This window comes from Sphingomonas sp. CARO-RG-8B-R24-01, assembly GCF_022662295.1.
GTDB lineage: Bacteria > Pseudomonadota > Alphaproteobacteria > Sphingomonadales > Sphingomonadaceae > Sphingomonas.
The window spans coordinates 156,240-178,134 of sequence record NZ_JAKNQI010000005.1; the positions used below are offsets into that span (position 1 = coordinate 156,240).

The following is a 21,895-nucleotide window of genomic DNA, read 5'->3' on the forward strand; positions in this document are numbered from 1 at the left end:
GGAAGCCGCCATGTCGTCTGCCGCCGTCGCGACCCTCGCCAGCCCGACCGCCAGGCCCAGCCAGGCGTCGCAATATCTGTTCTGGGCCATCGCTGCCTTCACGAGTGCGTTGCTGGCTTGGGCCGCGATCGCCAAGGTCGATGAAACCGCGACGGCAACCGGCCGCGTAATCCCGTCGCGCCAGTTGCAGATCGTTTCCAATCTCGAAGGGGGGGTGGTCAAGACGATCCTGGTCAAGGCGGGTGTCACGGTGACCGCCGGGCAACCACTGCTCGAACTCGACAGCACGCAATTTGCGTCTGAGTTCGGGAAGACCTCGGAAACATACAATGCGCTCGTGGCACGGGTCGCGCGGTTGAAGGGCGAAGTCAGCGGCACGGAGCCGGTCTTTCCGCCGGCGTTGGTCGCCGCCGCGCCCCAGCTCGTCGCTACCGAGCGATCGCTTTATTCGGCGCAATTGGCTGAGCTCGCCGCGGCGAGCTCGGTCGAGCAGGCCAAGCTGGACCAGGCCCAACGTGCATTGGGTCAGGCCGAGGTCGACTCGGCGATGCGCGCGGAGGGAGCGGCGCTGGCGGACCGCGAAGTCACGATGATTTCACCGTTGGTCGACAAGGGCATCGAACCCCAGATCGAGCTCCTGCGAGCGAAAACGGCACAATCCCAGGCGCGCGGTGGCGCGAACGGAGCCGTCCTCGCGATCCGCCGGGCAAGGTCGGCGGTTGCCGAGGCGCAATCGGGCCTGCGCAGCGTCCGCAACAAACAGCGCGCGCAGGCGGTCGAACAGTTGACGCAGAGCAGCGCGGAACTGGCCAACCAGAGCGAGGCACTGCCGGCGTTGCAGGACCGGGTGCGCCGCACCGTGCTCCGCGCGCCGATATCGGGCACGGTCAACCGCGTCCTGGTTGCGACGGTGGGAGGCACCGTACGCCCGGGTGAACCGTTGATCGAGATCGTGCCGAAGGACGATACGCTGGTCGTCGAGGCGGACGTCAAGCCGGCGGATATCGCGTTCATGCATCCGGGCCAACGCGCGACGGTCAAGCTCACCGCTTATGACTATTACGTCTATGGTGGCCTCGACGCGAAGGTCGAGGGCATTTCGCCCGACGCGACGGTCAATGAACGGAGCGGCGAAAGCCACTTCACGATCCGCGTTCGTACCCACGACGCGTCCCTCAAGGCGCCGGACGGCAGCGCCTTGCCGATCGGTGCTGGTATGACCGCGCAGATCGACTTGCTGGGGCACAAGCGCACGATCCTGAGCTATCTGCTGACGCCGTTCAGCAAGCTGTCCGACAATGCGTTCCGCGAGAAATGAGGGGAAGCGTCAGGACGCGTCGTCCGCTTCGATCACCAGCATCTTGCTGAGCAGGCGGACGAGCTGTGCCTGTCGACCCGTTCCGGTCTTGTCCAATATGTTGGATAACTGAGTCCGCAGGGTCGAAACGCGGACCCCAGTCCGCAAGGCAACGTCCTGCAGCGTTTCCCCATCGGCCAAGGCGGCCGCGAGGGCCGCCTCGGCCTTGGTAAGCGCAAAGGTCGTGCACAACAGCGTTTCGGACAGGTGATACGACGTATCGAGATCGAGGATGGTTAGACGCGCGACCAAACGCCCGTTTTCAACGCGTTGTACGAACAATCGAAGAATGAGCGGTAAGCCGGCAAAGCGCGGTTGCGCAAAAACCGCGCGAAGGCAGGCATTGGCCGGTGCCTGGGCCAGGGCACTTCTCAGTGCGCGTTCCACCAGATCATGCGTCGTGCTGCTTCGGAACTGGACGATGCCATCGTGGATCGTGAACACCTCGGGAAAGAACACGGTGTCAGAATGCCTGCGCGCGATGAGGGCGCGGTGCGCATCGAAATGGACGTGGATCGATCCTGCCTGGCGACCACCGTTCCGGTGTTTGTCCGCTTCCGGCTCGGAGCCAAAACGAGGACGTGCGATAGCGCCCGCTTCTGCCATGATACGCTTTCTACTCGATCATGGCGTCAGACGGGATGGCCTGACGCCAAAACACCCTGAAGCGCCAAGAACGGTGAACGCGGGCCTGTCGCGAGTGCTGCTGGCCCTCCCCGTTTGTCTCGCCCCACGTCATGGAACAGCGTCGCGCTGGCATGAACAATATAGCATTACTACGGGGTATGATCTGGGGGCGGACGTGGGATGCACCGTGTAGAACATGGATCGTGCTCCTGTAACGGATGATCGCGACGGACGATCACACCGAGCAGTCAGGGCTCGACGATCGCCCGCATCGGGACGGGGTGTGGCACGCGCCGCAAAAACCGCACCACGTGACATTGGCAGATGCTACGCAGTGCGGTTCAGGTCTTTGGCTCGATGCGGCCTTTGGCTCGCCGACTATCAATACGCGCGGTCAGTCGATGATGGTATCCAGACAAAGGTTGTAGTGGCGCCATCTTTCTTCAGGATCGCAGCGCGAGCCGCGGTCTACGCTGCACGAACCGCGGAGCATGGGGCGATAGTGAGGGAGATGAGTAGAGCCCTAGCTGTTCCTGCCGCAGCGAGAAGCCCCTGCCGGTAGCGTTTCGCCCGCCGCAACGCTCCGTCAGGGCTCCTGTTTGGGGAACAGGGCTCGCCGGATGGGCGCGCCATGCTGCAACGGGATTGGACGAGATGCTATCACGATCGGAAAAAGATCGATCGCTTCGCTACCAGGCAAGATGGCACGGGGCGGCTCCGAGACGCGTATCGCGCCCGCTAGCTCAGCCGATCGATCGCTTCGCGATCCAGCGATCCCGGGATGATCATCAACGGGATCGGCAGAGCGCCCGCATCCAGCCCGGCAAAATGGGTGACCAGCGGCCCGGGCGCGCCGGCCGCGGCGGTTGCCAGTACCAGCGCCGCGATGTCGGAATTGGCGGCGATCATCTCGCGGATGACCTTGGGGCCTTCGCCCTGACGAACGGTGATCGACGGTCGCAAGCCCGATTCCTGGATGAGCGTTCCAGCTGCGCCCGTTACCAGCGCCTCGGCGTGTTCGCGTGCTTCATCCTCGATCGTCGCCTGCACGCCACCGAAGGGCGTGAATTCGGTCGGCGGGACCAAGGCAAGGATCTCGACCCCGCCGCCCGTCTTGACCGCACGGCGCGCGGCGAATCTCAGCGCGATGCTGCTTTCGGGCGTTTCATCGATGACGACCAGATAGATGCGCATTTGTACCGGCTCTCCCCTGCGGATAAGTGGGGCTAACTGCCGCATGACGCAAGCGTCGGTCTTGACCGCACCTTGATCGGGCGCGAAGGACGGCGGCCATAGGATTCGGTCAAAACAAGGACGTGTCGATGCCGGTCGAGATCAAAATGCCTGCACTTTCCCCGACGATGGAGGAGGGTACGCTGGCCAAGTGGTTGGTCAAGGAGGGCGATGTCGTCAAATCGGGTGACCTGATGGCCGAAATCGAGACCGACAAGGCGACGATGGAATTCGAAGCCGTCGACGAAGGCACGATCGGCAAGATCCTGGTCGCCGAGGGTACGGACAATGTGAAGGTCGGCACCGTGATCGCCACGCTGCTCGCGGACGGCGAGAGCGCCGGCGCGACGACGCCCGAACCCGCCGCGAAGGAATCCGAGCCCAAGCCGTCGCCCGTCGACCCCAACAAGACCGGCAGCGAAGCCAAGCCGGTCGAGCGCACGGCCGAGCAGGCCGAGGATCATGGCAACCCCGAGGGCGGCGCTGCGCCGAAGTCGGCTGCGCCCGCGCCGACGCCCGCACCCGCTGCGCGCCAGGATGGCGAGCGCGTCAAGGCGAGCCCGCTCGCGCGCCGCATTGCTGCCGAGAAGAGCATCGACCTCGCGGCGTTGCAGGGTTCTGGCCCGAACGGCCGGATCGTCCGCGCCGATCTCGAAGGCGCGAAGACCGGTCACGCTCCAGCCGCACAGGCGAGTGCCGCCGCTGCCGCATCGGCACCGACCGCTGCTGCGCCGGCCGCGGCACCCAAGCCCGCCGCGATCCCGGACATCCCGCACACCGCGGAGAAGCTCAGCAACGTGCGCAAGACGATCGCGCGCCGCCTGACCGAGTCGAAGCAGACCGTTCCGCACATCTACCTGACGGTGGATATCCGGCTCGACGCACTCCTCAAGCTGCGCGCCGACATGAACAAGGGGCTCGCGGGCCGTGGCGTCAAGCTGTCGGTCAACGACCTGCTGATCAAGGCGCTCGCCGCCAGCCTGATGCAGGTGCCCAAGTGCAACGTGATGTTCACGCCCGACCAGCTGATCAGTTTCGAGCGCGCGGATATTTCGGTCGCGGTCTCGACCCCGTCGGGGCTGATCACGCCGATCGTCTCGCACGCCGACACCAAGGGCGTCGCCGCGATCTCGACCCAGATGAAGGATCTCGCTTCGCGCGCCCGCGACAACAAGCTGAAGCCCGAGGAATATCAGGGCGGTACGGCATCGCTCAGCAACATGGGCATGTACGGGATCAAGCAGTTCGAGGCGGTCATCAACCCGCCGCAGGGCATGATCATGGCGATCGGCGCCGGCGAGAAGCGTCCCTACATAATCGACGATACGCTCGGCGTTGCGACGGTGATGTCGGCGACCGGCAGCTTCGATCACCGCGCGATCGACGGCGCGGATGGCGCACAGTTGATGCAGGCGTTCAAGGCACTGGTCGAATCGCCCTTGGGCATGCTCGCCTGACATGCCGATGTGGCGCACCTTGATCGAAGCGCTGTGGATCGTGGCGGGGCTGATCGGCGCGGCGGTGTTCGCATCGCTCGCGACCTGGTCGGTCCCCGCCGCGCGCGGGTCGATCTGGGGTGTCGCCTATGTCTCGATGATCGTGCTGGTGCTGATGGGCGTCGGTCCGGTACGCCGGGCGTGGGCGCGCGATCGGGCGGCACAGGGCGACACGGGGAATGTCTGAGGCGCCCCCCAGTGCCGCGCCAGCGATCCGAGCGACGGCGATGGCGTGTGACGCCAACCCCTATGGCAAGATCTTCGTCGGCTGGCTGATGGGACAGATGGCGCTTGCGGCCGGGTCGGTCGCCTCGCGCTATTGTGGCGGTCGTGCGCCCGTGGTGGCGGCGGACGCCTTCAGCTTCACCGCGCCGGTTGCGATTGGCGATGAAGTCAGTTTCCACGCCGAGATCGTCGCCACCGGGCGCACGTCGATGACGGTCGCCGTCTCGGTCTGGCGTCGCGACCGACACGGCGATCAAACCGAGCGCGCCGCGAGCGGGCGCTTTACCCTGGTTTCGATGGGGGAGGACGATCGTCCTCTCCCGCTACAAGAAGGATCCTCCCTTGGCTGATACGTTCGATCTCGTCATCCTCGGCTCCGGCCCCGGCGGCTATGTCGCCGCGATCCGCGCGGCGCAGCTTGGCCTCAAGACCGCGATCATCGAGCGCGAACGCTTGGGCGGCATTTGCCTCAACTGGGGCTGTATCCCGACCAAGGCGCTGCTGCGCACGTCCGAAATCTATCACTACATGCAGAATGCCGAGAGCTACGGCCTCAGCGCGGACAATGTGTCGTTCGATCTGAACAAGGTGGTCGAGCGCAGCCGCAAGGTCGCGGGCCAGCTCAACGCGGGCGTCAAAGGCCTGATGAAGAAGAACAAGATCCAGGTGTTCGAGGGCGTCGGCGCGCTGACCGGGAAGGGCAAGCTGACCGTCCGCCAAGGCGACAAGACGACCGAGCTCGAAGCCAACCACATCATCGTCGCGACCGGCGCGCGCGCGCGCGACCTGCCGTTCGCCAAGGCGGATGGGGAGCGGATCTGGACGTACCGGCACGCGATGGTCCCGCCCGAAATGCCGACCAAGCTGCTGGTCATCGGATCCGGCGCGATCGGCGTTGAATTCGCAAGCTTCTACAACGATATGGGCGCGGACGTTACAATCGTGGAGATGCTTCCGCGGATCCTGCCGGTCGAGGACGAGGAAGTTTCCGCGTTCATGGACAAGGCACTGACGAAGCAGGGAATCAAGCTGCTGGTCGGGACCGGTCTCGAGGGGATCGAGACCTCGGCCAAGGGCGTCACCGCCAAGATCAAGGGCAAGGACGGGACGGTTACCTCGGAAGAGTATAGCCACGTCATCGTCGCGATCGGCATCGTGCCCAACACCGAGAACATCGGGATCGAGGCGCTCGGGATCGAGACCGAGCGCGGGCACATCAAGGTCGATGGCTATGCGCGCACCAACGTCGAGGGGATCTACGCGATCGGCGACGTGACCGGCGCGCCGTGGCTGGCGCACAAGGCGAGCCATGAGGGGATCGTCTGCGTCGAGGCGATCGCGGGGTTGAAGCCGCATCCGTTCGAGAAGTGGAACATCCCGGGCTGCACCTATTCGCGCCCGCAGGTCGCAAGCGTCGGCTTCACCGAGGCGAAGGCCAAGGAAGCCGGTTACGAGCTCAAGGTCGGCAAATTCCCGTTCATCGGCAACGGCAAGGCGATCGCGCTCGGCGAGGCGGAAGGCTTCGTCAAGACCGTGTTCGACGCCAAGACCGGCGAGTTGCTCGGTGCGCACATGGTCGGCGCGGAAGTGACCGAGCTGATCCAGGGCTATGTCGTCGCGCGCCAGCTCGAGACGACCGAGGCCGAACTGATGGAGACGGTGTTCGCGCATCCGACGCTCAGCGAGATGATGCACGAGAGCGTCCTCGGTGCGTACGGCCGGGCGATCCACTTCTGACATGACCGCCGACCGGCTCCGCCCTGCGATTCTGGCCGGGGCGGCGCTGGTCCTGTGCGTCGCCGCGCTCGCGCTATTCTGGCCGGGCGTCGCGATGTACGATACGGTGGCGCAATACGGGCAAGTGCTGGCCGGCGAATATGAGGACTGGCACCCCCCGATCATGGCGCGGCTCTGGGCGGTGCTGCGAGGAAGCGCAGGCGGCGTCCCGCCTGCTGCGCCGATGCTGCTCCTGCAGATGGCGCTGTACTGGTTCGGGCTAGGTCTGATTGCGGTGACCCTGGTCAGGATCGGGAAACTGCAGGGCGGGATCGCGGTATTGCTGGTCGGTGTCGTTCCGCTGTTCCTGGGCTGGCAGGGAACGGTGCTGAAGGACGCTCAGATGCTCGGCGCGATGCTGGCGGCCGTCGGGATCGTGGGTTGGTGGCGGTTGCGGGCGGCGCGCGTACCTTTCTTTGCCTGGCTGCTGGCCGCGGTGCTGCTCGGCTATGCAACGCTGGTTCGGGCGAATGCCGTGTTTGCCACGGTCGCCCTGGTCGTCATGCTGGTCGGCCCGCGGTCCTGGTGGGCTCGCGCCGTGATGGCGCTGGTCGGCGTCGGGATTGTCTTGGCGGTTTCGCCGGTGATCAATCACGCAATGCTGGGCGCAGGTAAAAGCGGGGTCGAGCGTACCGAAGCGATTTACGATTTGAGTGCGATTGCGGTTCGTGCGCCCGGCGTGTTCACCGGACTGACGCCGTCCGAAATCCGCACGATTGCGGCGCGGCACTGCGTCAAACCCTATTTCTGGGATCCGCTCGGCGAACCGGATCGCTGCGGCCCGCAGGTCGAGGGCTTGCATGCCTATTCACCTGGCACGCTCTACCAGATGCTGGCAGGCGCAGTCCTCCGCGCGCCGGGTGCGTACCTCCAGCACAGGCTGGGGCATTGGAATTCGACCGAGCGCTGGCTCGTTGGGGCAGGGGCGCCGGGCGCGTTGCCACCCGTCCGCAGTCAACCCAACGACCTCGGTCTGACGAGCCCGGGCGCTGCGGCGACTGTCTGGCAAACGATCGAAGGCTGGACCGTCGATACGCCGCTTGGATGGCCGATTGCATTCCTGTGCTGTGCGCTCATCGGCCTGACTGTGGCGCTGCGGCGGCACGTGGGTGCGATCCGCGACTTCGCGCTCGCGCTGCTGGTGTCGGCGGTGCTGCTGGAGACGAGTTTCCTGGTGCTCAGTATTGCGTCGGACCTGCGGTATCACTTGTGGTCGATGGTCGCGACGACGGTGGCTATCGTACTCCTGGTCGCCGAACGCGCGTTGACGCGGCGCGAACTGATGGTCGGAGGGGTAGCATTGGCGCTGGTCATCTGCAGCGGAACGGCGGCCCGCCTCGTCCTGCCGCGCGCACCGGCGACCTACGCCGCGCAACTGCTTTGAACGGTACGAAATTCCCTTTCGTGCGTTTGGATGAGACGACACCGGCACCCAAGCCGGGACCGGCCGCTCGGCAGGCGGCGCCTAGTAAAAGGACCGATGGCATGACCGACACGATGCAGAACGCGTTCAACGAAAAGGTCCTCGATCCGGCGCGCAAGGCCGGCGAAGCGATGCGCGATGCGGGCGGCAAGATCGCCGAGACCGGATCGACCGTGAGCCTCAAGATGCTCGATCAGGCGGAGACCAACACGCGCGAGGCGTTCAATGCGATGCGCGCTGCGGCGGGTGCGAAGGATCTGTCCGAAGTAATGAAGATCCAGGGGGATTTTATTCGGGAACAGAGCAGCCGCAACATGACGCAGGCGCGCGAGATCGGCGAACTGATCATGCAGTTCGGCCGTGACACCGTTGGGGTGATGCGCGGCGACAAGGGATGAAAAACCGACGTCCTCTTCCTGGTGAGGGAGAGGGCGTCCTCCCTCAAACGTCGAGCTTGATTGCGGTCAGGCAGTAGCCGTCCCTGCCTCACGTGCGATATCTGCGCTCAGGATCGCGAGGTCGTGCGGGTTGACCTGTCGGTCGCGGACCTGGTCGCGAAGCAAGGCTTCGGCGCGAAACCCCAGGCTTTCGAACAGCATGACGGAACCGATCTGGTCCGGCGTCATGTTCGCCACCAGCTTGCGCAACCCGCGCTCGCGCGCGATCACGTAGATACCCTCGAGCAGATCACGGCCGACGCCAGCGCCCCTGCGCGTGGGCGTCACCAGCAATCGCACCTCACCGACGTGCGTGCTCCAGCCTAGCGGATCACACACGAGCGCCGCAGTGCCCACCAGCTGGTCGTTTTCCTCGGCGACGAGACCATCGATATAGCCCGCTTCCATTGCCTCGACCCATGCCGCGACCACGCGCGGATGCTTCAAGTCGCGCCCTAGAAACAACAGGTCATGTTCCGGCAGCTGCTGAGCGAACGCGATCATCGCGGGCTGATCGTCGGCAGTGAAACGACGGATGCGATGGCTCATGTCGAACATATCCCCGGCCGATCCCCCGGACGGCCAGTGCCACCGGTCACCTTGGCGCCACGCCGATCCATACAGCGTAGCGGCGTAAAGTCACCTCATCGTTGCAGAAGCACCGCTCACCGGCTGTGCTGCAGCGGGACGTGGCCCCGCAGGCGTCGGATCGAGCAGAGCGTCGCCGCCGAGCACGCGATAGAGCGTGACGCGATTGGTCGCCCCCGTCAGCCGTGTCGAAACCAGCGTGCGCTGTGCCGAATAGAGCGAACGCTGGGCGTCGAGACTTTGCAGAAACGTATCGATACCACCGCGATAGCGCGCATCGGACAACCGGTAGTTGTCGGTAGCAGCCGCCGACAGCGCTATCTGGGCTGCCAGCTGACGGTCGATGGTACCCCGGCGCGCCAGACCATCGGCCACTTCGCTAAAGGCCGTCTGGATCGTCTTTTCATAAGTCGCGAGGGCCGCATCGCGTTGCGCACGCGTCTGCAGGACGCCAGCACGCGCAGCACCGGCTGAAAAGATCGAATAGCTCGCACTGGGCGCTACCGAATAGTTGAAAGCCCCGCCCGTAAACAGGCTTGTCAGCGACGTGCTTGCCAAGCCGGCGAGCGCCGTGAGCGAAATTCGCGGGAACAGGGCGGCACGTGCCGCACCGATTTCTGCGTTCGTCGCGCGCAGCTCATATTCGGCTTGCAGTACGTCCGGACGACGGAACAGGATGGTTGAGTTGAGCCCTGCCGGCAGTTCGGCGACGGTCGGTGCGGCCTCCTCGATCGACTTCGGCAGTAGCGAAGGGTCGACCGGGGCACCCACCAGCAGCTGCAACGCGTTGACGTCCTGGGCGACGAGCGTCGTCTGCGTGGCAAGATCCGACTGGGCGGTCTGCAGCACGATCTGCGCCTGCGCGAGATCGGTCCGTGGCGCAATTCCGCCGTCAAGCCGCGCCCGGGTCAGGTTGACGCTGGTCTGGGCGATCGCTGCGGTCTCCCGCGCGATCTTGAGGAGGCTCACGTCAGAGGCATAGGTCAACCAGGCGGTCGCGATATCCCCGACCAGCGTAAGGCGCGTCGCACGCGCTGCAGCTTCGGTCGCGAAGTACCGGTTCTGCGCGGCGGTGGTCAGCGATCTCACGCGCCCGAACAAGTCGATCTCGAACGCGGTAATGCCGAGGTTGGCGGAAAAGGTGTTCCGGACGCCGCTCGTCGACGTCGTCGTGATGCCAGTGCCGGTCCCGTTTCCGGTGCCGACGCCGGTCGTCGGGTCGGTCGTTCCGGTTGACCCGGTCGATCCGGTCGTCGTGCCCGTTCCGGTGGTCGTGGTGGTCGCACCGTTTCCGCTGTCGCGATGCGTAAAGCTCCCGGACACTGCAAGTTCGGGAAGCAGCTCGGCGCGCTGGATGCGATATTGCGCGCGCGCCGTCTCGATGTTCGCCGCAGCAAGGCGCAGGTCGCGATTGTTGGCGAGTGCTTCGACGATGATCTGCTGCAATCGCGGGTCCCGAAAGATATCGCGATACGAAACGCTGGGCAGTGCCGCCTCGCTCCGGCGTAGATAGGCGTCGCCGCTGGGCCAGCTTGGCGGTACCGGCAGTTCGGGCCGCACGTATTTCGGTGCCATCGAGCAGGCCGACACGGCAGCGAGCGACACGCCGAGCAGGATCTTGCGCATCATGCCGTTGCCTCCGGGCGATCTGCAGTTCGGGGGGCAGGGGGGCCGTAGGCCTCCGGCTGGCGTGGTGCGTCCGGCGAGTCGTGATGGAAGTGCTTGAGCACATCGCGTGTGCCGCGGCGAACCAGAACGAAGAACAGCGGAATGTAGAAGATCGCAAGGATCGTGGCCGTTAGCATCCCGCCGATCACCGCCGTACCGATCGCGATACGACTGTTTGCGCCCGCGCCGGTCGAGATGGCCAACGGCAGAACGCCGAAGATGAACGCAAAGCTGGTCATCAAAATCGGGCGCAGTCGGATGCGGGCCGCTTCGAGTGCGGCTTCGATGACACGCTTGCCCTGCTTCTCCGCCTGTTCCGCGAACTCGATCATCAGGATCGCGTTCTTCGCCGCCAGACCCATGGTGGTGAGCAATCCGATCTGCAGGTAAACGTCGTTCTGCAGCCCGCGCAGCGTCACGGCGAAGACAGCGCCGACCAGGCCGAGCGGAATGATCAGCAGCACCGCCACCGGGATCGTCCAGCTCTCATACAACGCGGCAAGGCAGAGAAACACGACCAGCAGCGAGATGGCGTACAGGAACGGCGCCTGCCCGGACGACAGCCGCTCCTGATAGGACAGCCCGGCCCAGGCCACGCTCGTTCCCGGATATTTGGCGGCGAGTTCGGTCATCCGGTTCATCGCCTGGCCGGAGCTCTGTCCGGGCGCCGCCTGCCCCGAGAGCTCGTAGGACGAAATTCCGGAGAATCGCGCGAGCGAGGGCGGTGCCTTGCTCCACGAAATGGTCGAAAAGGCCGAGAACGGAGCCATTGTCCCGGTCGTGCCGCGCACGAACCATTTCGACAGATCGTCCGGCGACGACCGATAGGGCGCGTCGCCTTGGACGTACACGCGCTTCACACGGCCGCGATCGTTGAAATCGTTGACATAGCTGCCGCCCCAGGCGGTCGACAGCGTCGCATTCACATTGGCCTGCGTCAGCCCCAACGTACTCAGCTTCTGGGAATCCAGCGCAACCTGTAGCGTCGGCTGGTCGTCGAGGTCGGTCGGTCGTATCGCCGCAAGCGTGGGGTCGGCGCGCGCGGCGGCCAGAAGGCCGTCGCGTGCGGCCTTGAATTGCTCGCGGCTCAACCCGCCGCTGTTCTGCAGCTCCATCGTGAAGCCGTTCGACTGACCGAGGCCCCGGACCGCGGACGGCACGGTCGCATAGAATTCCACGTCGCGAAGACCGCCGAGCGCCTTGGTCGCGCGTTGCGTGATCGCGTCGGCACCGTTTTCGGTGCCCTTGCGATCCGCCCAATCCTTGAGCGCGATGAAACCACGCCCGGCGTTGGAGCCGCCACCGCCATTACCGCCACCCGCGACGGTCAGATACCCGTCGACGTTCTTGGCTTCCGGGCCCGCGAAGTATTTCTCGATCTGCAACTGCGCAACGCGCGTCTGGTTCAGCGTGGCCCCCGGCGCGAGATTATACTGGATCTGCGCGATGCCTTGATCTTCGGTCGGGAGGAAGCCGGTCGGCAGTCGCACGAACAGCAGCACCAGGACCGCCATGACCCCCGCATAGATCAGCAGGAACAGCCACTTGCGATCCACGACGCGCTCGACGGCGCGACCATAGCGGTCGACGGTACGATCGAACCCGTTGTTGAACCAATCCTTCGCGCCTTGGGTCTTGCGGGCGAACCAGCCATCCTGCTTCTGATCGCTCTTGCGCTTCAGCAAGGTTGCGGTCAGCGCCGGGGTGAGAACCAGCGCAACCACCACCGACAGGACCATGGCCGACACGATGGTGATCGAGAACTGGCGGTAGATCACGCCCGTCGATCCGCCGAAGAATGCCATCGGCAGGAACACTGCCGACAATACGAGCGCGATCGCGACGAGCGCTACGGTGATCTCATCCATCGACTGGATGGTCGCGTCACGCGGCGACATCTCGGGATTCTCTTCGAGTAACCGTTCGACGTTCTCGACCACGACGATCGCGTCGTCGACGAGCAGCCCGATCGCCAGCACCAGCCCGAACAGCGTCAACGTGTTGATCGAAAAGCCGGCCAGCGCAAAAATCCCGAACGTGCCGAGCAGAACGACCGGAACCGCGATCGTCGGGATCAGCGTTGCGCGCCAGTTCTGGAGGAACACGAACATGACGATGACGACGAGAATGATCGCCTCGAACAGCGTCTTTTCGACTTCCTCGACCGACAGCTTGATGAACGCGGTCGAATCCTGCGGGAAGCTGTAGGCGTAGCCGTTGGGAAACCCCTTCGATGCGCGCTCGATCTCGGCCTTGACCAATTCCGCTGTCCCGAGCGCGTCGGCGCCCGGCGCCAGGCTGACCGCGATGCCGGCACCCGGGTGTCCGTTGACGCGGCTGGTGACCGCGTAGCTTTCGGCACCGAGTTCGATGCGGGCGACGTCCGACAGGTGGACGGTCGATCCGTCCGACTGGGTCTTGAGGACGATGTTGCGGAACTGCTCGGGGGTCGACAGCCGAGACTGGGAGGTGACGGTCGCGTCGAGCACCTGTTCCGGCGTGTTCGGCACGCCGCCGATCTCGCCCGCCGCAACTTCCGCATTCTGGGCGGTAATTGCGGTCGTCACGTCCGACGGCATCAGGCTGTAGCTGGCGAGCCGATTGGGATCGAGCCAGATGCGCATCGCATATTGCGCGCCAAACACGTTGATGTCGCCAACGCCCTTGATGCGGCCGATGGTGTCCTGCAGATTGGACACCAGATAGTCCGAGACGTCCTGGTTCGTCTGTTTGTCGCTGGTATCGTAGATCGCGGCGATCAGCAGGAAGTCCGGATTTGACTTGGTGACGGTCAGGCCCTGCTGCTGGACCTGCTGCGGAAGACGCGACAGGGCTTGCTGGACCTTGTTCTGGACCTGAACCTGCGCAATGTCCGGATTGGTGCCCTTCGAGAACGTCGCAGCAATCGTCACCTGACCGCGCGACGACGAACTGGTCGAGAAATACAGCAGGCCGTCGATGCCGGTGAGCTGCTGTTCGATCACCTGAGCGACCGAGTTTTCAAGAGTTTGCGCGTTGGCACCGGGATAGGTGGCGCGAATGTTGACCTGGGGTGGCGCGATGTCGGGGAATTGCTCGACCGGCAGCGTGTAGATCGCGCCGATGCCCGCCAGCATGATGATGATCGCGATGACCCAGGCAAAAATCGGCCGGTCGATGAAGATGCGGGATATCACGGCGCGTCAGTTCTTTTTCTTGTCGGCGGCGTTACCCTTGCCGGGATCGCGGATCTGTTGCGGCGCATTGGCCGGAACCGGCTTGATCACCTGGTTTGGCTTCACCTTCCCGACACCTTGCGTGATGATCTTGTCCCCTGGATTGAGGCCGCTGGTCACGACCCAATTGGTGCCCACCGTCCGCGTGGTGGTGATGCTCTTCTGCACCGCCTTGTTCCCGGGACCGACGAGGAACACCGTCGCGTTGCCCTTGGCATCCCGCGACACCGCCTGTTGGGGGACGAGGAATGCGTTGTTGTCGATCGACTGCGCGAAGCTCGCGCGGACGAACATCCCCGGCAACAGCAGGCCGTTGGGATTGGGGAAGCGGGCGCGCAGCGTCACCGTCCCAGTGGTTGCGTCGACCATCGCTTCGGAGAACTCGACGTCTCCGACCATGCCGTAGTCGCTGCCGTCCTCGAGCTTCAGCCGAACGTCGGCGCGGCCCGCGGCGGACGACCCGCCACCCGCCAGCGCGCGGCGCAGGCGGAGCAGATCCGCACTGGCCTGCTGAATATCGACGAAGATCGGATCGAGCCGCTGGATGACGGTCAGCGGATCGGTCTGGCTTGCCGTAACGAGGGCCCCTTCGGTGTAGAGCGAGCGCCCGATCTTGCCGGTAATGGGCGCCGGAACCGTCGTGAAACGCAGGTTGATCTTCGCCGTGTCCAGCGCCGCGCGGGTCTGCTGGACGGATGCCGCGGCCTGGCGAGCCACGGCTGCCGCATCGGTGTAATCCTGCGCCGCGACCGCCTGCATGTCCGCAAGCGGCTTGTAGCGGTCCGCCTTGACCTTCGTCGCGGACGCGTTGGCGGCGGCACTCGCGAGATTGGCGGCAGCCTGATTGGCGGACGCGCGGTACAGGCTCGGGTCGATCTGATACAGCGCCTGTCCCTTGCGGACGATCGATCCCTCCGTGAAGAAGCGCTTGGTGATCAGACCGGTAACCTGAGGGCGGACTTCGGAGGTCTGATAGGCCGAGGTACGGCCAGCGAGCTCGGTCACGGTCGGCACGCTGGATTTCTGCACTTCGACATAGCCGACTTCCGGCGGCCCCTTGGCGCCGCCGCGGCCGCCCTTGGTATCGGTTTTCTGGGCGCATCCGCCGAGGGTGATCGCTGCAAGGCCAAATGCGCCGATCGCGCACACGGGAAAAGACCGCAATTTCATCCGAGCCGCTGCTCCGCAGGGGTATGCGCCACAGGAGGATACCCTGCGCAATTGTCGCCTAACGAAGCCTCATAAGGGTTGTTCCGGCGGCGGATCAACTGTCTCGGTACGGCCCTATTGCGCTGCGGGAGAGCTACCGCAACTTTGCGATGGTAAGACCGTCCGCTTTAGCGCGATCCTTGGTCGATTCCTCGCTGCGCTTGAGCGCCTTGGAAATCGCCTTGAGCGCCATGCCCTTCTTGGCAAGGGTGTGCAGTTTCTGGATTTCGTCCGTCGTCCAGGGCTGGCGATGGCGCTCGAATCGTTCTTCACTCATGACGCCATGCGGTATCGCATCGCGCGGCGACATACCATTGCCCGATAGTGGCGCGACGTTTAGGCGGTGCGCAAAAGGAGATGGATATGATCGCCGAAATGGACTTCGCGCTGGGCGAAACTGCGGACATGATTCGCGATACGACGCAGCGCTTCGCCACCGACCGGATTGCGCCGCTGGCGGCGAAGGTCGATGCCGAGGACTGGTTCCCGCAAGCCTTGTGGCCTGAAATGGGGGCGCTTGGGCTACACGGGATCACCGTCGCCGAGGAGGACGGCGGCCTGGGGCTCGGGTATCTCGAGCATGTGCTGGCGTGCGAGGAGGTTTCGCGCGCGTCGGCGTCGGTCGGTTTGAGCTATGGCGCGCATTCGAACCTGTGCGTCAACCAGATCGCACGTTGGGCGTCGCCGGAGCAGAAAGCGAAATATCTCCCCAAGCTGATCTCGGGAGAGCATGTCGGCAGCCTGGCGATGTCGGAGGCGGGGGCAGGGTCCGACGTCGTCGGCATGAAGCTCAAGGCGGAGAAGGTGCAGGGCGGCTATGTCCTCAACGGCACCAAGTTCTGGATCACCAACGCGGCTTACGCCGATACGCTCGTCGTTTACGCCAAGACTGGCGAGGGTTCGCGCGGGATCACGACCTTCCTGATCGAGAAGGACATGCCGGGCTTCGCGATCGGCCAGAAGATCGACAAGATGGGAATGCGCGGGTCGCCGACCGCCGAGCTCGTCTTCACCGATTGCGAGGTTCCCGAGGAGAACATCATGGGGCCCGTCAATGGCGGCGTCGGCGTGCTGATGTCGGGGCTCGATTATGAGCGGACCGTGCTTGCGGGGATCCAGCTCGGGATCATGCAGGCGTGCCTCGACGTGGTCGTGCCCTATGTTCGCGAGCGGCGGCAGTTCGGCAAGCCGATCGGCGCATTCCAGCTGATGCAGGGGAAGATCGCGGACATGTACGTCGCGCTCAATTCGGCGCGGGCCTACGTCTATGCGGTCGCGCGGTCGTGCGATGCGGGGAAGACGACGCGGTTCGACGCGGCGGGGGCGATCCTGCTCGCGAGCGAGAATGCGGTGCGGGTGGCGAACGAGGCGGTGCAGGCGCTTGGTGGCGCTGGTTATACCAAGGACTGGCCGGTGGAGCGGTTCTACCGTGACGCCAAGCTGCTCGACATCGGGGCGGGGACCAACGAGATCCGCCGGATGCTGATCGGGCGCGAGCTGATCGGGCATGACGCGCCGAACGCGCAGTAATACGCCATACTGCTTCCCCGGCGAAGGCCGGGGCCCAGTCGAGGGCGGGTCGTGGCAGGTGCTGCGCGCAATGCCATTGGACGCCACCATTGGGCCCCGGCCTTCGCCGGGGAGGTGCTCAAAGCAAAATCAGGGCCGCGTCTTACCAGACGTGGACCCGGTCCGCGGGCGCAAGGTACAGCTTGTCGCCCGGCTGGACCTTGTACGCCGGATACCACGCATCGAGGTTACGCACCGTCAGCACGCGGAACATCGCCGGCGCATGGACGTCGGTCGCGATGCGCGCGCGGAGCGCCTTGTCGCGCATCTTGGTGCGCCAGCTCTGGGCGAAGGCGAGGAAGAAGCGCTGGTCGCCGGTCATGCCGTCGATCACCGGCGGTTCCTTGCCGCCATAGGATGCGCGGTACGCCTCGTAAGCCGCTGTCAAACCAGCCGTATCCGCGATGTTCTCGCCGAGTTCCTGTCGGCCCTTGAGCTTCAACCCCGGGAGCGCCTGATAGGCATCATATTGCGCAACCAGCGCCGAACCGGCCTGTTCGAACCGCTTCAGATCGGCGGGCGTCCACCAGTTGCGATACTTGCCGGTCGAATCGAAATCCGCGCCGAGATTGTCGAAGCTGTGGCTGATCTCGTGCCCGATCACCGCACCGATCGCGCCGTAATTGGCGGCCGCGTCGTATTTCGCATCGAAATAGGGCGCCTGCAGGATCGCCGCGGGGAAGTTGAGCGCGTTCTGCAGCGGCAGATTGACCGCGTTGACGGTCTGCGGGGTCATCCACCATTCGGTGCGATCGGGCGCCTTGCCGAGCTTGCCCGTCTGATAGCGATAGAAAGCGAGATCGGCGCGTTCGAGATTGCCGATCGGATCCTTCGCATCGACCGCGAACTTGGGGAACGCGCGCCAGTGATCGGGATAGCCGACGCCGACGTACAACACCGATAGCTTGCGCCGCGCCTCGGCCTTGGTCGCGGGGGCCATCCAGTCCAGCTTCTGGATGCGCTGGTCGAACGCGCCGACGATGTTCTTGACCATCGTCTGGATCTCGGCCTTCGACTGCGCCGAGAAATAGCGCGCCGCATACAGCCGCCCGACCTCGTCGCCGAGTGCTGCGTTGACCGCCGCGATGCTGCGCTTGTCGCGAGACTGCTGCGCCGGCGTCCCGTTCAACTGCTTGCCGTAAAATCCAAAACGCGCGTCATCGAACGCCTTGGGAAGAACCGAGGCGACCGCGGTGATCCGGTGTGCGGTCAGCCAGTCCTGCCAGGCGTCGAGGGGCTCGCTTGCCACGAGGGCGGAGAGCTTCATGATCGCCTCGGGCTGCCACGCGATGAAGTCCTGCTGCGCGGCGGGAATACCCGCCGCGGTCCAGTAGGTCGCCCAGTCGATTCCCGGGGCCTTGCGCGCGAAGTCGGCGCGGGTCCACGGGTTGTCGCCCTTGCTGGCGTCCTGGCTTGCCTCAATGTCGGTCTGCGCGGCGGCGATCTTCATTTCCAGCGCGAACACGCGGGCAGCGCGGGCGGCCGGATCGCTCAGGCCCGCGAGTCCGAAGATCTGCGCGAGATACGCCTTATACCCCTCGCGCAATTCCGCCATCTGCGGGCTCTGCGACAGATAGTAATCGCGGTCGGCGAGCCCGAGGCCGCCCTGCATTAGATAGGGGACGTTGCGCTTCGGCTGGTTGAGATCCTGCGAGACAAACAGGCCAAACAAATTGGTCGTGCTGGCATAATTGTTGTTGTTGAACGGGTCGGTGTCCGACCGCATCTGTGCGCCCATCACCTTCGCCAACGCGGTCTTGTCGCGTAGCGCGTAATAGGGCGCGATCAGCGCCTTGAGCGGGGCTGCGCCGCGCGCCTCGATCGCGGTGGTGTCGTTATAGGCGGCGTAATAATCCGCGATCAGGCGCTGGCTGCTGCCCGGTGCGGCGTTGGCCTTGGCGGCGTCCTGGATGATCGTCGCGTTGCGCGTCTCGGCGACCTTTTGGACTTCGACGCCGACACCGGTGGATGAGCGCGCTGGCTCGATCTCGGCGGTATTGCGCCACGTGCCATTGGCATAATCGTCGAAATTGTCCCCCGGCTTGACGCTGTTGTCGACCAGTGCCTTGTCGACGCCCGATTGCGTGCCGACCGCTTGCGCCGCCAGACCGGTCCCGATTGCCGAGGTCGCGAGCAGCGCAATGGAAAATACGGTCAGGCGTTTCATGGACAAGTATCCTCGGCAACTATCGGTTTGGTGCCGCGATAGACCGGCGCCGCGGTTCTGCCAATCGGCTTTCCTTCGCCGCGCGGGGTCGCTAGGCAGTTTCAAATGCAACGGATACTGCAAGCAGGAAACCGCCCTTGAGCGCCCCCGTCCTAGACTCGAAGATCAGCGTCGACAGTGACACCTTCCACGCCAATGCCGCGCACAATCGTGCCCTGGTGGAACGGCTCGTGGCCGACGTCGCGACCGCCGCACTGGGCGGGAATGCAAAGAGCCGCGAGCGCCATACCGCGCGTGGCAAACTGCTCCCGCGCGACAGGGTCGAGCGGTTGCTCGATCCGGGGGCGCCGTTTCTCGAGATCGGGCAGCTAGCGGCGAACGGCCTGTATGACGACGAGGTGCCGGGGGCTGGCTTGATCGCCGGGATCGGGCGCGTGTCGGGGCGGCAGTGCATGATCCTGTGCAACGACGCGACCGTGAAGGGCGGGACCTATTATCCGCTGACCGTGAAGAAGCATCTGCGCGCACAGGAGATTGCCGAGGCGAACCATCTGCCGTGCATCTATCTGGTCGACAGCGGCGGCGCGAACCTGCCGCATCAGGCGGAGGTGTTCCCGGATCGTGATCATTTCGGGCGGATCTTCTTCAACCAGGCGAACATGTCCGCCAAGGGGATTCCGCAGATCGCCTGCGTGATGGGGAGCTGCACCGCGGGCGGCGCCTATGTGCCCGCGATGTCCGACGAGACGATCATCGTGCGGGGGCAGGGGACGATCTTCCTGGCCGGGCCGCCGCTGGTGAAGGCTGCGACGGGCGAGGTGATTTCGGCGGAGGAGCTTGGCGGCGCGGATACGCACGGGCGCAAGTCGGGTGTGGTCGATCATGTCGCGGAGGATGACGATCACGCTTTGACGATCGTGCGCGACATTGTCTCGATGTTGCCGCCGCAGACGCGCGGTGACGTCAATTACGCCGAACCGCGGTTGCCGAGGTTTGCTGGCGAGGAATTGTACGGGATCGTGCCCGCCGACGTGCGCGCGCCGTATGACGTGCACGAGATCATCGCGCGGCTGGTGGATGGGTCGGAATTCCACGAGTTCAAGGCGTTGTACGGGACGTCGCTGGTGTGCGGGTTCGCGCATATCTGGGGGATCCCGGTCGCGATCCTCGCCAACAACGGCGTGTTGTTTTCGGAGAGCGCGCAGAAGGGCGCGCATTTCATCGAGCTGGCGTGCCAGCGGAAGATCCCTCTGCTGTTCCTGCAGAACATTTCTGGGTTCATGGTTGGCGGGCGCTATGAAGCGGAGGGGATCGCCAAGCATGGCGCGAAATTGGTGACGGCTGTTGCGACCGCTACGGTCCCCAAGATCACCGTGCTGATCGGGGGGAGCTTCGGCGCGGGGAATTACGGGATGTGCGGGCGCGCCTATTCGCCGCGCTTCCTGTTCAGCTGGCCCAACAGCCGGATCTCGGTGATGGGCGGGGAGCAGGCGGCGTCGGTGCTGGCGACGGTGCACCGCGATGCGGAGGGCTGGTCTGCCGACGAGGCGGAGGCGTTCAAGGCGCCGATCCGGCAGAAATATGAGGACGAGGGCAATCCCTGGTATGCGACCGCGCGGCTGTGGGACGACGGCATCATCGATCCGGCGCAGACGCGCGACGTGCTCGGACTGGCTTTCGCGGCGACGTTGAACGCGCCGATCCCGGAGCGGCCGGCGTTTGGGGTGTTCCGGATGTGATGGGGGTGCCCGCTTTTCAATCCTCCCCCAACGGGGGAGGGGGACCGCCAGTCTTCTTCAGACTGGTGGTGGAGGGGTTTGCGCGACGGCGGACGTTGCATCCGGCATCCACCCCTCCACCGTTCGCTGAATGCTCACGGTCCCCCTCCCCGAGCAGAGCTCGGGGAGGATTTAGGACAGGTTCATTCCTCACCGGGCTCGTCTCGGGAAGGGGGGTGGACGGGTGCGCGTTCCGTTGCGTACGCAACGATACCCCGCAGGACAGCATCGAGGTCGCGCAATATGTCGATCGCCGGAATTCGCAGCGTGACGATACCCTGCGCCTGGACCCAGGAATCGCGTCGGGCATCGCGTTGCGGCCTGTCCCCGCGACTATGCGCCTCGCCATCGACCTCGACGCAAAGTCGTGCGGCGTGACAATAGAAGTCGAGCGAATAGACGCCGGCGGGCTGTTGCCGTCGCCATTTGTGCCCCGTGCCGCGTTTGCGCAACTGCTGCCACAGCAACACTTCGGGCAAGGTCAGCTTCCACCGCGATGCGCGCGAGCGGTGAAACGCTTCGGTAGTGCCCCGGATCATCCTGCCCGCTCCCCCAAGCGTTGCGCCAACCCCTCCACCATGCTTCGCATGGTCCCCCTCCCCGAGACAAGCTCGGGGAGGAATTTGCCGGAGTGCCCGCCATGTTCATGATCCTCGCGCTGCTTGCGCAAATGTCGTCGCAAGTCACCCCGGTGCAGCCGCTTCCCAAGGGCACCGGCCTGCCGCCCCCCGCGACCGAGGAAGGGCAGGTCCTCGCCCCTGTCACCGCGCTGCTCGCCGGGATCGGCGCGCGCGATGCCGTGCGGATCGGCGACGCGATGCGTGCCGATGCGACCGCCACCTTGGCGAGCGAGAACGCCGACGGCACGCGCACCGTCAAGCACATGACCCGCGCCGAGCTGCTCGCGCGCTTCACGCCGGGCGCGGAGCGGTTCGAGGAGCGGATCAGCACCCCCGCGATCGAAGTGGACGGCGACATCGCGATGGTGTGGGCGCCTTATACTTTCAGCATTAACGGCGTGCGGCACCATTGCGGCTACGATCATTTCGATCTGGTCCGCGAAAATGGTCGCTGGCTGGTCCAGAACATTACCTGGTCGTCGCGGACGACACCTTGCGAGAACTGAC

At 64.9% G+C, this 21,895-nt stretch carries 19 protein-coding genes; 10 read left to right on the forward strand and 9 right to left on the reverse strand.

Annotated features, from left to right (window positions below):
* Window positions 1-10: 10 nt before the first annotated feature.
* Window positions 11-1,318, forward strand: a complete 1,308-nt coding sequence (locus tag L8G49_RS11840) for an HlyD family type I secretion periplasmic adaptor subunit (RefSeq protein WP_242185909.1) — start codon at window positions 11-13, stop codon at window positions 1,316-1,318.
* A gap of 9 nt (window positions 1,319-1,327) precedes the next feature.
* Here L8G49_RS11840 and L8G49_RS11845 read toward each other — a convergent pair whose 3' ends face one another.
* Both L8G49_RS11845 and L8G49_RS11850 read right to left on the reverse strand, forming a co-directional pair.
* Complete coding sequence (locus L8G49_RS11845; RefSeq protein WP_242185911.1) at window positions 1,328-1,963, reverse strand: LuxR family transcriptional regulator; 636 nt, start codon at window positions 1,961-1,963, stop codon at window positions 1,328-1,330.
* 759 nt (window positions 1,964-2,722) lie between these two features.
* Window positions 2,723-3,178 (reverse strand): universal stress protein, encoded by a 456-nt coding sequence (locus tag L8G49_RS11850; protein ID WP_242138898.1) that lies wholly within the window; start codon window positions 3,176-3,178, stop codon window positions 2,723-2,725.
* Between the two features lie 128 nt (window positions 3,179-3,306).
* On the opposite strand from L8G49_RS11850, the gene L8G49_RS11855 reads away from it, so the two are divergent.
* The 6 genes from L8G49_RS11855 (at window position 3,307) to L8G49_RS11880 (ending at window position 8,535) form a co-directional block, all read left to right on the forward strand.
* Complete coding sequence (locus tag L8G49_RS11855; protein WP_242185912.1) at window positions 3,307-4,674, forward strand: pyruvate dehydrogenase complex dihydrolipoamide acetyltransferase; 1,368 nt, start codon at window positions 3,307-3,309, stop codon at window positions 4,672-4,674.
* 7 nt (window positions 4,675-4,681) lie between these two features.
* A complete protein-coding gene (locus L8G49_RS11860) occupies window positions 4,682-4,900 on the forward strand; it encodes a hypothetical protein (RefSeq protein WP_242138900.1) in 219 nt (72 codons plus the stop codon).
* On the forward strand, window positions 4,893-5,288 hold the full coding sequence (locus L8G49_RS11865) for a hotdog domain-containing protein (RefSeq protein WP_242185913.1): 396 nt from the start codon (window positions 4,893-4,895) through the stop codon (window positions 5,286-5,288). Before L8G49_RS11860 ends, L8G49_RS11865 begins: the two co-directional genes overlap by 8 nt.
* Window positions 5,281-6,675, forward strand: coding sequence for a dihydrolipoyl dehydrogenase (gene lpdA, locus L8G49_RS11870; protein ID WP_242185914.1), 1,395 nt, complete (start codon window positions 5,281-5,283; stop codon window positions 6,673-6,675). Before L8G49_RS11865 ends, lpdA begins: the two co-directional genes overlap by 8 nt.
* Before the next feature lies 1 nt (window position 6,676).
* Window positions 6,677-8,098 carry a hypothetical protein gene (locus L8G49_RS11875; RefSeq protein WP_242185916.1) on the forward strand — a complete coding sequence of 474 codons (1,422 nt, stop codon included), beginning with the start codon at window positions 6,677-6,679 and terminating at the stop codon, window positions 8,096-8,098.
* Between the two features lie 101 nt (window positions 8,099-8,199).
* Window positions 8,200-8,535 carry a phasin family protein gene (locus L8G49_RS11880; protein ID WP_242138904.1) on the forward strand — a complete coding sequence of 112 codons (336 nt, stop codon included), beginning with the start codon at window positions 8,200-8,202 and terminating at the stop codon, window positions 8,533-8,535.
* A 66-nt stretch (window positions 8,536-8,601) separates the two neighbouring features.
* On the opposite strand, the gene L8G49_RS11885 is transcribed toward L8G49_RS11880, so the two are convergent.
* The 5 genes from L8G49_RS11885 to L8G49_RS11905 form a co-directional block, all read right to left on the reverse strand.
* The gene (locus tag L8G49_RS11885; RefSeq protein WP_242185917.1) at window positions 8,602-9,123 is read right to left on the reverse strand and encodes a GNAT family N-acetyltransferase; all 522 of its coding nucleotides are present in this window, start codon (window positions 9,121-9,123) and stop codon (window positions 8,602-8,604) included.
* Window positions 9,124-9,213: 90 nt separating this feature from the next.
* The gene (locus L8G49_RS11890) at window positions 9,214-10,791 is read right to left on the reverse strand and encodes an efflux transporter outer membrane subunit (RefSeq protein ID WP_242185920.1); all 1,578 of its coding nucleotides are present in this window, start codon (window positions 10,789-10,791) and stop codon (window positions 9,214-9,216) included.
* Complete coding sequence (locus tag L8G49_RS11895) at window positions 10,788-14,006, reverse strand: efflux RND transporter permease subunit (protein ID WP_242185922.1); 3,219 nt, start codon at window positions 14,004-14,006, stop codon at window positions 10,788-10,790. Before L8G49_RS11895 ends, L8G49_RS11890 begins: the two co-directional genes overlap by 4 nt.
* Window positions 14,007-14,012: 6 nt before the next feature.
* Window positions 14,013-15,194 (reverse strand): efflux RND transporter periplasmic adaptor subunit, encoded by a 1,182-nt coding sequence (locus L8G49_RS11900; RefSeq protein ID WP_242139262.1) that lies wholly within the window; start codon window positions 15,192-15,194, stop codon window positions 14,013-14,015.
* 154 nt (window positions 15,195-15,348) lie between these two features.
* Complete coding sequence (locus L8G49_RS11905) at window positions 15,349-15,531, reverse strand: hypothetical protein (protein WP_026046530.1); 183 nt, start codon at window positions 15,529-15,531, stop codon at window positions 15,349-15,351.
* A gap of 86 nt (window positions 15,532-15,617) precedes the next feature.
* Here L8G49_RS11905 and L8G49_RS11910 point away from each other — a divergent pair, with 86 nt between their 5' ends.
* Window positions 15,618-16,784 (forward strand): isovaleryl-CoA dehydrogenase, encoded by a 1,167-nt coding sequence (locus L8G49_RS11910; protein WP_242185924.1) that lies wholly within the window; start codon window positions 15,618-15,620, stop codon window positions 16,782-16,784.
* A gap of 142 nt (window positions 16,785-16,926) precedes the next feature.
* Here the strand turns inward: L8G49_RS11910 and L8G49_RS11915 are convergent, their stop codons facing one another.
* Entirely contained in the window at window positions 16,927-18,990 is a 2,064-nt protein-coding gene (locus tag L8G49_RS11915) for a M13 family metallopeptidase (protein ID WP_242185926.1), read from the reverse strand.
* 137 nt (window positions 18,991-19,127) lie between these two features.
* Between L8G49_RS11915 and L8G49_RS11920 the strand changes: the two genes are divergently transcribed.
* On the forward strand, window positions 19,128-20,729 hold the full coding sequence (locus L8G49_RS11920; RefSeq protein ID WP_242185939.1) for a carboxyl transferase domain-containing protein: 1,602 nt from the start codon (window positions 19,128-19,130) through the stop codon (window positions 20,727-20,729).
* A gap of 182 nt (window positions 20,730-20,911) precedes the next feature.
* Here the strand turns inward: L8G49_RS11920 and L8G49_RS11925 are convergent, their stop codons facing one another.
* Entirely contained in the window at window positions 20,912-21,307 is a 396-nt protein-coding gene (locus tag L8G49_RS11925; RefSeq protein WP_242185942.1) for an endonuclease domain-containing protein, read from the reverse strand.
* Window positions 21,308-21,408: 101 nt separating this feature from the next.
* Between L8G49_RS11925 and L8G49_RS11930 the strand changes: the two genes are divergently transcribed.
* Window positions 21,409-21,894: a nuclear transport factor 2 family protein gene (locus tag L8G49_RS11930; RefSeq protein ID WP_242185944.1), complete on the forward strand. Its 486-nt coding sequence runs from the start codon at window positions 21,409-21,411 to the stop codon at window positions 21,892-21,894.
* The last annotated feature ends 1 nt before the right edge of the window (window position 21,895 follow it).